The sequence below is a fragment of the Cytophagaceae bacterium ABcell3 genome (assembly GCA_030913385.1).
Lineage (GTDB): Bacteria > Bacteroidota > Bacteroidia > Cytophagales > Cytophagaceae > ABcell3.
Map to the genome: position 1 here is coordinate 1211010 of CP133159.1, position 14063 is coordinate 1225072.

3 protein-coding genes are annotated in these 14063 nt (G+C 44.4%); all 3 read left to right on the forward strand.

Annotated elements, in window-relative coordinates; genetic code table 11:
- The first annotated feature begins 1 nt into the window (after position 1).
- The 3 genes from RCC89_05035 (at position 2) to RCC89_05045 (ending at position 14060) form a co-directional block, all read left to right on the forward strand.
- Positions 2-730, forward strand: coding sequence for a hypothetical protein (locus tag RCC89_05035; protein WMJ72526.1), 729 nt, complete (start codon positions 2-4; stop codon positions 728-730).
- 8 nt (positions 731-738) lie between these two features.
- The gene (locus tag RCC89_05040) at positions 739-4914 is read left to right on the forward strand and encodes a hypothetical protein (GenBank protein WMJ72527.1); all 4176 of its coding nucleotides are present in this window, start codon (positions 739-741) and stop codon (positions 4912-4914) included.
- A gap of 83 nt (positions 4915-4997) precedes the next feature.
- The gene (locus tag RCC89_05045) at positions 4998-14060 is read left to right on the forward strand and encodes a PKD domain-containing protein (GenBank protein ID WMJ72528.1); all 9063 of its coding nucleotides are present in this window, start codon (positions 4998-5000) and stop codon (positions 14058-14060) included.
- The last annotated feature ends 3 nt before the right edge of the window (positions 14061-14063 follow it).

Sequence of the window (14063 nt, forward strand, 5' to 3'; positions counted from 1 at the left end):
TATGAAGTTTTGTATATACCTCATTTTGCCTTGCGCCATTTTGTTGTCCGCTTTTACGGAGCAATCGGTGGATGTAAAACCTCAGGATGTATTGGGTAGGGTCCAGGTTTTTTATGAAAAGCTTGAAAATATACAACCGTCAGGTTCTAAAGGCTTTTTATTTGACATGGTTATGCAGATCAACACCGCAAAGCCTGAACTTGGCTATAATGTGCCGATCTCGTCTAAACTAATTTTTGGCAATGGATTCAAAATGGTGTTGCATGACGACGTGCAGGTTTACCAAGATACCATTGAGACTTTTATGGTGGTTCCTAGGGAAATGATGGTCATTAGGGCTGCGACACCTACTGGAACGATGGAAAAAGACCTACTTAATGAATTTGGTCAAATACCTCTTAAAATGCTGAAGACATCTAGTATTGTTTCCTTGAAAAAGGAAAATAGTGATGCAAACATATATAGACTGGTGCTTGCTGTAGACGAAAATTTCATGACGGTTACTGGGGTTTCCAAGCTTGTGTTTTGGTATGATATGAACAACGACAAACTGCTGAAAACTGAAGCGAATTATGTCGCTGGACATAAATATAAAAGTGCCATCCTCAGCTTTCATGATATAAACTTTAAGTACAGAATTAAATCAACAAAGGCGCAGAGCTATGTTATGAAAAACGGCCAACTGCTTCCTGCTTATAAAGAATATTCTTTCATCGATAATTTGGAGTAATTTTTATTATGTCACGGTTTTACAAATCCATAATTGCCCTGTTGCTTTTAGCCTCCCCATTATGTTTGCATGGGCAGGTTACCAATTTTGCTTATTCCGCTCTGCAGGAAAACGGGGAGTATGTTATCTCTATTGATAAACCTGACCTTAATTATAAGGTCAGAAAGGCTGAACTGCATTTCAAATGGGGCATCCAAACGGAATTTCGATTGGCCGATGCTGAATTTGGAGAGCCTGAAATTTCTTTTTCGGTGGAAGTAAACAATATGTTTATTGGCCCAAGAACCTTACAGGTCAAGCAGAACAAACCGCTAAATGTTTTTGTGCTGGACTTGTCCAATGACTGGGTAGATATAGATGGTTATAAAATTATTGTGCATAGCATAAGCGAGCTTAATACCGTGCAGCAATACCAGCAGTACTTGATGGACAACCTGATGTTTGGGGTGGAAGAAAAAGTGGATTATGGTATAGATGTACGTACAGAAGTGAATGGAACGCCTCTTGATGTCTTCCCTGATAATTTGGTTTCTGTAGAGAACCAACGCCATGTGATATTGTCATGGCAGTCAGAGTACGAATTTCCAAATTACCAGGTGCAGCTTGTAAGACTTTATAACAATGATCCGACGCAAACTAATTTTTCCTCAAATATCATTGCCGAACTCGATTGGTCTAAGGCGGTAAATGTTGAAACTTCATCTCCCGAAAAGAATGTTTTACTTTCTTTGGCAGGCGGTAGTGGGTATTATGCCTGGCGTGTTAGGCCTTTGGGTACTTATTATGATGGTGGTATTGCTGACCATAGAAACTATGGTGCCTGGAATGAGACTGAAGAAGAATCCCTTAATTTTGGGGTAGACAATTCTCAGACATCTAAAGAATATATATTCTACTTTAATGACCCTGACGACCAGGTTAACTACATATATAATAGGGTGTTTACTGAAAACAATAAGCTGAGTGAAGGTATTACCTATGCGAATGGCTTGAACCAGGTAAAGCAAACGCAAACCTATTCAAATGAGCAAGGAAAGACCATTGTCATGCAGTCTGTACTTGACTATAGCGGAAGGCCTACTCTTCAAACATTGCCTGTGCCGGATGCTGGAAGGCTTAATGCATATAAACAACAGTTTGTCCGTGATGAACAGGGTAACTTATACACTGCTGATAACTTTGACAAAGATGCTGCGGATCTGAATGATAATAAAGTAGCTAATCCAGACAAGCTTTTCTTTAGCAATGGATACTACTCCGACAATACGCCAGAAGATACGGACAACTCCGTCCCTGATGCCGAGGGCTTTCCTTATACCAGAACTATCTTGAAAAATGATGGAACAGATCGGGCAGAAGAGCAGTCTGGTGTCGGACTCGTACATAAAATCGGTGGCAAGACGGTAAAGACTACGTATTCTAAACCTTCAGATGACGAACTTGTCCGGGTTTTTGGCGATCAAGCGCTTTCTGCTGATGCGGTTATTAAAACAGAAACTACTGACCAGAACAATGTTACTTCTGTTACTTATACAAGTAACGAGGGCCATGTTATTGCTACATGCCTGAAATTTGAAGACAACCCGCTGCTGTCCAGTATTGACAACAGTGGATCTGACCCTTTTCGGGCGAGGGTAATGACGGAAGAAAATGACTATAAGGAGTTTGAAAATCAAATTATATTCGAAAGCTCTGCTAAACTGGAAGTAGCTGCTGAAATAGATTTCCCTGATATCTCTTATTATAAAGAATGTAAGGACTTTCAGTCCGAAGACTGTTTCACTGTAAATCCTGACTGTGGCTATGAGTTGTCTATTATTATTTATGAAAAAATTCAAGGCAGCCCTTTGGTGGAGCGGTATGTTATTGGCCCCCAACCATTTTCTTGTGGCTCTTTTCTGGCACAGAAACCTGCAGATAGATTAGAGGCCGGTACCTATTATATTAAAAAAATATTAAGGGCCAATACCGATAACAGAGACAGCCAAGTTATGGCCCGCTTTGAGGAAGAGTCTAAAAGAATTGAGCCTTTTGCCAACGTTTTTGTCGGTTGGTTGGGTAATGTTGATTCTGAAGAAACACTCTTGAACTTTTTTAAGGCTGTTAAGGACCTCCGTACAGACCTGGAAGCCTCAAAGTCTGGTACCTATCAGTTCGCTGATAAATATTATGAATTCGATTTCTATTTGCCAGAGCGCTGTGTGGGCGATCATGCCGGTGAAGATTGTTTCGACCTGCTGGATGTCCATGATGTGGGGCTTTTCAACGTGAAAGCACCAGATGGCAACTATAATTTTGACAACTCCATTGATGTGACCCAATCCAATGAAAAACCTACCATACTTGTCATTGCAGGTGGGTGCTGCGGGCCGATTGAGGTACGTATTCCTTATGAACAGTTTATGTCTGTTTATACCAAGGACCAACTGAGGTGTATTTACAGAAATGAAGGTATAGACCCAACTATCGAGAACCCTTGTGGGGATGTGGATGACCCCGAAGCATTGGCTGGTGCCGATCCTGTAGGCGATATGCTTGACTTGCTGGAAGCTTACCTCGCAGACCCTATTGAAGCGTATAACGGAAGCCTTGATGAGTTTTACCATGAAGTGATCAGTTTTGGGTATTCCAAAGAAATAATGAGGCAAATGCTGATACGTATGGTTACCGACAAATATGAGGTAGAAAGGACCATTACGGACTTGGATGGAAATCCGCACACTTTTATTGAACAAATTCTCCCTTATGATTACCAAAAGGTGCTGAATGCTTGGATGGGCGCTTTGGTTACATACCAGGATATCCTGCAGAGCCTTAACGAAAGCCCTGCTAATATTGATGTAAACTCTGCGCTTGATCAGAACAGGGAAGATATGAATGAGGATGATGAAGACAATATCAATTTTGCAGATGCCATCAACGACGGTATGGAAAAGTCGCCTTTAAGATCTTTTATCAGATTTATTATGCGATTCAAGAAAATCAGGGATCTTGGCGGCTATGCAAAAGATGAGGCAGATGAGTCTTCTGGTACAGAAGGCGTCTTCTATGAAGCTAATTTTGTTGATAATTTTATGCAAAGCATCGGCTATAAGTTTACTGATATCCTTGAAGAACTGGAAAATATTCCTGGTAACAAGTACAATACTTTTGACCGGGACAAAGAAGCATATATGCTGGACAGGGAAGTATTTATCCAAAAGCTGGAAGACCATAACCTAATGTATGCAGACGATGAGAATATGCTCAAAGAGGATGTATATGTAATGTCTCCTGTTTTTGCTTATAAATATTTTGAGTATAGGTCTACAAACATGGTACAGGAGGGGAACGATGAAGGTTTGGCACACAGTGTTTTTGCTCCTGCCAAAGCTCCTGTGGAACTCGAAAATTGTTTTGTGGACTTTCAGCTTAGATTGAGCAGTATTGACCCAGACGGTGTGCTTTGCTCTAATCCATGTGAAAATGTAACGCCTGTAAAGGACTGGGAAGTAAGCAAAAAAGCCCTTTTTCTTCAAGACGTCCAAAGCTTCAAAGCCTTAAATGAGGTACCTGATGATCCCGAATTCAATATGACCGCACTTACCTGTGAGGAACTCATAGAAAATGATGGCCTTAAGAATGAGATGCTCAGCTATAGAACCCGCTGTCTTAGTGCCTGTGAAGAAAAAAGGAGTGAGTTCCGAATGCTCATTGAGGAAATGTTTAGGGAAAATTGCTATGAAATAGGAGGTTGTATGGGAGATCCTGGGGTAGTTACCTTGGAGGAAATCGATTTGCTCGTGCAGGAAATCCTTAACGAGTGTAGCCGGGAGTGCAATGATGCTTTTGACTTAGCCATTAGTGGCGGCTACCCTCATTGCGATGAGTTAAGTTGCTATAATATTGACCTTTCTTATAGCCCTGCCGGACAGCAAAATGTGGATTTTGAACTGTATGTTGATGCTCCACAGGTAGAACTTATGCCTTCTTGCACCTGGCAGGTCGTAGATCAAGTGGTGTATTGGGAGCCGGTCGTAAACTTAGACGATGCTTCTTTTATCCCTTCTAATTGTCCCGACAGGCCTCAGAATGAATGGGTGGGAGATATTATGGATTGCCTGGAAGTGAATGACAGGGATATGATACAGGTTTCTAAGGGGCAAAGTGTTAGCATTGGTACGCAAATAGTTCCTGAAGATTAGTATCCCTTTAATGATTGATTTTAGCTTATTGAATTAATTTTACTCTTTTTTCGATGAACACCAGATTTTTGTGCCTGTTTTTCATGTTAGCGTTCAATTCGCTCGCAGGCCTAGCCCTTTCACCCGCTACTCTTGGGGACTGCAACACGCCGTGCAATATACCTGCTGGCGTAACAGGGTTTTCTCACTGCCTTGTGGTTACCAATGGTGGTGATAACCCTGATTTGGAAAGCGCAGATGAACCCTGTGACGGCACGCTCCGCTGGGCTATTTTAAAAGCAAATACCCTTACAGGTGGAACCTATATTAAGATTGAAGTTGCTGAATTTGAATCGATAACTTCTCTCCCAGCAATCGAGCGGAAAGTTTACTTGCATGGTTTGCCTGGTATGGCAAGACCTAATAGTATTATAAAATTAACAGAAGGTTCCGATGGAAGTATTGTTAAGGATTGTAACTTCTTTGAACTTTATTTCGATAATACTTCTGGTATTCAGATATATAATACGAAGCTTGCTCTCTTTGATGCTAAATATGCTTCTGGAATTGAAATATATGAATCAAACATTACTCATATAGAATTAGAAAATTGTCAGCAAGTGACTGTTGGTTCTATTGGTGGTGGTAATATAATAGGTTCTATAGAGTCGAAGCATTCCGGAGGCTTTGTTTTTCAGGGTAATTTTATTGGGAATGATGGTACGTCTCGTATAGAATCAGCTGGAGGCCCTATTAGGCTTGAGGACTGCAATAATGTTATGATTGGAGGCAGTGTCCCTGGCGCTAGCAATGTGATTGGAGGTGGCAGTTTCCGTGATTTGGTTCTGCAATCGTGTACGGATGTTTCTGTTTTGGGTAATAAGATTGGAACTAATGCTGCTGGTACAGATGGTTTTAATTCAGTAGAAGCTATATACTTGTCTGCTTGTACTGATATTACTATTGGCGGTACTGGAGAAAATGAAGGGAACCTTATTTCTGACCATAGGGCCAAGGGTATCTTTATAGCTTCTGGAAACACGAACCTTTACATTCGTGGAAACAAAATAGGTACAGACATTACTGGTACAAAACCACTCCCCAATAAAGACGGCATCGCTTTCCACACATCTGGGGGAAGCAGTAATAATACAAACATAGTCATAGAAGGCAACCTATTGTCTGGAAACACTTCCAATGGTATCTGGATGATTAATGAAAGCGGTAGTGTAAAGGTCAGGAATAATATTATCGGGCTTACGGCAGACGGCAATACTGCTTTAGCCAACGAAAATTGCGGTATCCTTGTAGACTATTGTTCAGGGGATATTGAAATTGGTGCGCCTGGAGCGGGCAATACAATTTCAGGACACCAACCGGGCGAAGATTTTCGCAATCAGAACGGGTATGGTATTTTACTTAAAAACTCAAGTAACACCAAAATACGTGCCAACCGTATAGGAACGGATATCAGCGGAACTGTGGCCATCGGTAATTATGATGGTATAAATATTTCAGCAACCTCCGAAAACAATACAATAGGTGGTACATCGGAAGCAGGAAACATTATTGCCGGAAACCATAATGGTATTTATGTGACTTGGGGCTCCAGGAATAATGAAATTATAGGTAACCATATAGGAATTACTGCTGAAGGAAGCATTTTGCCTAATGAAAATGGTATCTATTTTGATGGCGTAAACCAAAATAAAGTTGGCTTGGTGGGAGCTGGTAATACAGTAGCCGGAAATAGATACAACGGGATAGTTGTTGCTGGAAACAATCAAACCACCATTAGTGGAAATAGTATCTATGAGTCGGGTAAAGCAATCAGCCTTGTTAATAATGGGAATGACAATAAGGAAGCCCCTGACATTGAATTTGCAGACGTAAGCAGTGACCGGCTCTTGACCGTGAGTGGTACAGCCGGCAATGGGGATATTGTGGAACTGTTTACCAGTGACGCTTCGGGATTGCATGCTTATGAATACCTGGGCAGGGTAAGCGCCGACAATAATACCGGCGAATGGGAAATTAGCATTTTTGACTTTAATTCACCACGAGGATATGTGGTGGCCACGGCTACCAGTACAGGTGCATACAGCTCCCCTGGGAGTACCTCAGAACTGAGCAAACCTTATTCTGTACCTGTTTTTGTGCCTGAAATTAGGGCTTTTTTCACCTATGTATCCAGTTGCGAAAACAAAACTGTCAACTTTGAACCGCTTTATGACCAAAGTGGCGCAAGTTATCACTGGGATTTTGGTGACGGACATACTTTTAGGGGAAGGATTGCTTCTCATACGTATGAGGAAGAAGAAAAATATAATGTTACCCTTACGGTGCGTGTTGGGGAACACAGCCACAGTGAGGCGCGTGAAGTGCTTGTAGGCGCACCAAGGGCTGATTTTGATATCTCCGATGCATGTCTCGGCCAACCGGCTATTCCTGTAAATGTGCATGAAGGCTATAGCAGCTACAATTGGACAGTGTATGATATGGATGGTGAGGTTGTTGACCACCAAGAAAACGATAGACCGCAATTTCTCTTTTCTGAAAAAGGGCAATTCCGTATTGTATTGGAGGTTGTGGTCAACAATGGTGGGGAAACTTGCCGGGCCACTGAAGAGCGTACGCTTGAGGTCAATGACGGTGTACAGGCTAGAATTGATTATTTTACACAAAATGCGTGTATTGATGCAGAGGCCCTTTTTACTGCAGTACGTGTGCGTGATGCCCATTATAGCTGGACTTCAACTGGACCTTCTGGACTGACCGAAACTTTCAGCAGTCGTCGTGAGGCCAGGCACCGTTTTACCGAGGCTGGCAACCATAAAGTTACCCTGACCGTGAGTAACGGTGGCTGTCAATCTACTGCCGAAGGGTATGTTCGGGTAGCACCGCGCCCTGACTTGTCTTTGGCGCCACATGAGGACATTTTCCTATGCGCTGGCGGTGGCACGGTATCGCTTCCGCGTGTAACGGTGAGACAAACCAATGGGGAGTTTCGTATCCGTTGGTCAAGGCTGGACCCTTTGTCTGGTGAGGAAAAGTTTGTCGGAGGGCAGAGAGACCAGGTTGTGAGCCATGCAGGTACCTATTACGTGAGGGTGGAAAATGCTTGTGGGCTTAGTGAGCCTTTGAGCGTGCAAGTGGATGAAAAAATGCCGCCGGTGGCAGCAGTGGAACAGCTTTCTCCAGAAACATGTAAAGGGGCGCAAGACGGTAGTGCCAAGGTTAGTGTAGACCTCTCTGGCAGTGAAGGGTCTCAGTTTGAAATACGTTGGTCCTCGCTCGATGCTGATGCAGGGATCAACCAGAGTGTACGTGAAAACCTCGGTGCTGGAAACCATTATATAAAAGTTACCGATAGGAATGGCTGCGTTTCGGTGCATACGCTTACTATTGAAGATGCATCACCTGCGGTGTCTGTCCGTACAGAAGCCTCTTCTTGTGAAGGCAATACGGGCGTGGCCCATGCCGAAGTTACAGGTGGCGCACCTTCTTTTAATTATCAATGGTTTGCAGGAAATAGTACAGAACCTATCAGTGAAAACACCGATGGCTCGTTGGTCGATTGTGCCCCTGGACGCTACCGGGTAGTGGTTACCGATGGCAATAACTGTACGGTTAATGCTTCTGGACATTTAGGGCGTATGAGTACCGACTTGCGTGTTAAAACCAGCCCTTCTTGTGGGGACAGTGAAGTGAAAGTTACAGCAGAGGCTGTGCTTTATGGTGGTGCGGAAAACAATACAGACCCTTCGCTTTTTGCCTGGAATTGGCAACGTAGGGAAGGGCCTGACTATGTACCCGTGGAGAGCACCGGGGGAGCAGAAATATATTTGGGACCTGGTGACTACCGCTTGGAAGTAACCTCCTCTGGTTGTAGTAACCAACAGGAGTTTACCATTGACCGGGGCGATGAGATAGAACTTACGGCTGAAGAAGTGTCCGCGCCGCAATGCCGCACAGGACGGGCTTCAATCATTGCGCTTGCCAGTGGTGGTGTTACTCCTCTCCAATACAGTTGGCGTGAGGTGGGCAATGAAGAGGTGCTTTCTGTCAGTGCCCGCTACGAAGAGGCGGTCGCTGATCAAACTTATGAAGTAGAGGTTACCGATAAAAGGGGATGTACCAGGACCGCTGAGGTCTCGACGGGTGTGCTGCCTGTCTATGCTGTGGAGTGGAAACAGCCTCAGAGTGGATTGCCATGCGAGGCAGAAGTGGTATTCCGAAAAGACGGGGTAGTACAGTATAACGACAATTCAGAATATCGCTACCAATGGCAAGTAATTAGAAAAGACAACAATTATGAAATAGACCCTGGTGAAGTGGATGTAGATGTGCCTCTTACGGAAGAAGGTACCTTAAAGCCTTGGTTCTATGTCTTAACGGTAAAGGAAACCCGCTATGTAGAAGGCATAAACCACGAGCCATGGAAAGCTTATGAATTGCCGGCGGGCAAGTATATGGTAACGGTGCAAGATGAGAACGGTTGTTTTGCACGGACCAGCGAAATATATGAGGTGCATCCTCCATCTCCTAAGTATTTTGCGGTGAGCTTTGCCTGGAAAAAACCGGACATGGATATAGAACCCGAAGACGTGGGAGATTATAAAGAAGAAATTGCCGAAGCTGCCGCCCAAATGCAGCGCGACATTCTTGAGAAAACAGACCAGTGTCTGGCAAGTGCAGAGGAAACCGCTGCTGGTACCTTAGGCGAGTTCTGCTACCACGAGGACGCTGTGAAAGACCAGTTGACCATTAGTTACAGCCTAGATTACTACCATTATACATTATATTATTATGACCGTGCGGGCAATCTTACTAAGACTGTTCCGCCTCAGGGGGTAAAACCGCTGGATGAAGAAGAGGTTCAGGCGCATATCGACCACCGTAAGAATGGTGGTATGGCAGAGCTGGCAAACCCGGAGCATGCCATGGCTACGGAATACACGTATAACAGTCTCGACCAATTGGTAGAGCAGGAAACGCCCGATGGTGGCATCACTAGGTTTATTTATGACCATGTAGGCAGGTTGCGTTTTTCACAGAACGACGAGCAAGCGCTGCCGATAGAAGGCCAAACACGTTTTAGCTACACCAAATATGACAAGTTGGGTAGGGTGATAGAAGTGGGTGAACACAGTGGCAGCACTTCTTTTGAAGATCTTAGGGAATTGGCGCATGAATACAATGAAGAAGACGCTTTTATGAGCTTCCCGGCCGAGGGTAACCATGAAATTACCCGTACCTATTATACCTTCCCTTCTGAAAACATCAGTTATTACGGACAAAGGCCACGGTTCCTCAAAAACAATGTTTCTTATGTGATCAGGGACAAGGACGGGGACTTTGATACCAAAGAGGACCAAAGCCGCACCCACTATAGTTACGACCCACACGGCAACGTGGAATGGCTGGTACAAGAAGTGCCCGGGCTTGGTAGGCAATACCTGAAATATGAATATGAACTTGTGAGCGGCAATGTGACGGAAGTCCGCTACAATGAACGCGGCGAGGACGCATTCTACCACCGTTATGAGTACGATGCGGACAACCGTATTTTGGCCGTACACACTTCTGCCGACGGTACTGTGTGGGAGCAGGATGGAAACTATGAATATTATGACCATGGCCCGCTTAAAACAGCAGGTATTGGACACGATAAATTACAGGAGCTGAACTATACCTATACCATACATGGATGGCTTAAAGCTGTGAACAACCCTCACGAAGGGGAGGTAGCCCAAAACGGTTATGTAAAAGATGTTTTTGCCTTTAGCCTTGGCTATTACCGTGGCGACTTTAAAAGCGGTAACAACAGCTTGAACCAGCTCCATGGCAGCTTTGAAAAAGAACTCTTTAACGGTAATATCAGCAGTTGGACGAGCTTTAAAGCCCTTGATCTTCCGCAAAACGGAGGTTCCGAACAATTTAAAGATGGACTTACGGCAAGGGAATTCTCCTACGACCAGTTGAACAGGATCAAATCCAGTAAATTCTATACCCCTGAGGCAAGCACAGGGCAGGTCAATTGGGAGCTTCAGGCCAACCGGTTCAGCACCACCTATTCTTACGATGGGAATGGAAACCTTTACCACCTGGGGCGCCATGGCAGGGACAACCTGATAGACAACCTACGGTACGAATACTATGGCGAAGGTACAGCGGATGCCAAAAACATGCTGAAACGGGTGACCGACGAGCACGATGTGGCCGGAAACGGCATGGAAAACGACCTGAAAGGCACCATTACCTATAAATATGACCGGAAGGGCAACTTGGTGGCAGAGACAGGAGAGCACCGTTTTATTGACCTTAACGGCGATGGTGAGCTGGAAAGCCATGAAGAATTTGTGTCCACCAAATTAATGGAATGGGATACCTATGGAAAGATTTCGGCTGTGTATGATTACCTGGAAAATGTGCAGGATAACAGCAGGATTAGGTATGTCCACTACTTTACCTATGATGCCACAGGCAACCGGATTTCCAAGCAAGAGATCAAACAAGAAAATTATGAGGGGGCTGCACCGGTTATTGCCGGCGATGGGCCGCACCTTGAAAACTATTATGAGCTTATTGCGGCTGCCCGTGGAGAACACAGCCCCTTGGAAGAGGTGAAAACCACGTACTATGTGCGGGATGCTTCTGGCAATGTGATGAGCGTGTACAAACGGCGCATAGAGGCCGGAGAGGTGCCTGATACCTATCTGGCAAGGTTTTCCCTGGAAGAGCAGCCTATTTATGGCAGCAGTAGGATTGGGCAACATACCCCTAACAAAGACATGGGCGAGGTGGCATTTACTGCCGGTGAGTTTAATGGCCTTAGCCTGAACGCCATGCCAAGGGCGGCAAGGGCTACGCTCCAAAACTGGTTGACCGCCTCTAACCGCATCAGCGAAATAGATGGACAGCAGTCTTGCGCCTGCCGTATAGACCGGATAGACTTTGGTGGAGGCGATGTTGAACCGAAGGGCAGCTTTATGGGTTACAACACCAATAATATAGCCGTAGCGGAAGACTATGACGGCCACTTGCAGTTCTATACTGCTACCACCGAAAGTTACATGGGTAGCGAAAACCCGGTAATGCTGGTTTTTGACAGGGACGGCAAACTGATGGAGAACAGCTATGGCATGATCTCTTCGGCCAAAGGCAAGTCTATTGTCATGCAGTCTCCGGAAAGGAGCCAGTGGTATTATATCTTTACAACCAGTGAGCAAGGTGTTCCGTACTACCATATCGTGGATATGTCTGCCCAAGGCTATGGAACCACCCTCGGTGCGGCAGGAAGGGTCATCAGCAAAAATAATGTGCTGGATGCTAGTGGCCAATATACCTATGGCAGACATTTTACGTTCATTGAGGACAGGATCAGTAACGAAGGTATTGTTTACGCCGTACGCTACCGTGCACCAGAAACGGCAGACGAGCCGGGACTGGCACAGCTGGTATACTTTGAGCTGAGGCAAGGCGAAATGTCAGCACCAGTACTCTTGACTGGCTTTGAAAGTTACGATGCAGAAGGGGCTGGCGAACTTACCCTTTCTGAAGACGGTCGCATTCTTGCTTATTTCAATAGAAAACAGCATATTGCAGGCTTTGGGTACCAGTCCATAAGCATAGAACGCTTAGAGCTGGAAGCCGATCACCGGACCGCCACCGTACTTAGCCCTATTAGCGGTACACTGGCAGGAACTGACGACAAAGGTAGCGTCGACTTTAGTGGCGATGGCAACATGTTGTACTATAACCAACATGGTCTGTACATCCACAACCTTACCGGCAGCCAGTCCAATATTTGGGCTTGGGGCAGCAGTACACAGTCGGCACTTGAAGGCGGTGCGTATGGTGATGTGCGGCGACAAGGCGAAGTGTACATTGGTTCACGCAACGAAACACAGTTGAAAGACGTACTTGCGGGAGGCATTACACTGCCAGACGGAGACGGTTTTGGTCTTTCGGGTTATTTGCCGGTACAAGGCTACCGGATCAGGCCTGCAGGGCGCGAAGTGTTTACCAGGGAAGTGGGCAGGAAAGTATATGAACTTGCAGATCATTTGGGCAATGTCCAGGTAGTGATCAATGACATGCGGATGATGGTGGAGGTGCAGACAGCTTCGGGCAATGCCGTATGGGAAGACAGAGTGGCCATAGTGTCATCGAATGAGTATTATCCATTCGGTATGATGATGTCCACCAGGTCGTACAGCAGTTCGAGCTATAGGTATGGGTTTAACGGACAGGAAAAGGACGACGAGATATCAGGCTCTGGGAACAGTTGTGTATTTACCTTCAGAGTCCATGATGCACGATTAGGAAGGTTTTTATCTGTGGATCCATTATCGTCGACTTATCCATGGAATTCTCCATATTCATTTGCAGAAAGCAGTCCAATTGCTTTTATAGATTTGGAAGGATTGGAAAGGTATTATGCTCCAAATGGCGATCATTTAGGCACATATGGTACTTCAACGGAAATTAGAGTGGTTAAGCAAGATTATGTAGAAGCAGCATCTGATATGTTAAGAAATCCGCAAAATTATACTGAAGGTACTTTAACTTATTTCTTATCAGGTGCATTAAGTGTTTCCTTAAGCGGATATGCAGAAGATGTGACTGATGTATTAAATGATGCTCCATTACAAACATGGGCAAATAATGGTCAAAATTGTAATACTGCTGCCAGGGCACAAATGACTGATGCTGGTGTAACGACATATGGATCAAGTAATGTGATTCAAACAGATGTAAATAATACTGCACAGACATCCTATCAAAATTCAGCAGGTGTAACTGTTAACAGACCTCAACTGTCGGAAAATAAAGCTGGAGGGGCAATTTATGTAATGACTCAATTAAAATCAGGTAATCCGGTAATGGTAGGAGTAAAAGAATCAACTAGTACATCAACTTACATTGATGTGTATAATATTAATGCTTTAACAGGCCATTTTATAGTTATATCTGGTATGAGCGTTGATGCTAATGGCAATATCACTTTCAGATATTATGATAATGCCTCTCCGGCAACAGGTAAAAGCTTAGATAATCAACTTCAATTAAATACTACAACAGGAGCTATGCGTGATGATTCAGATATACCTGTAGGTGGAGTTGAAAGTTATGAAGTAAGTGAAGTTAGGACTAATCAATAATAA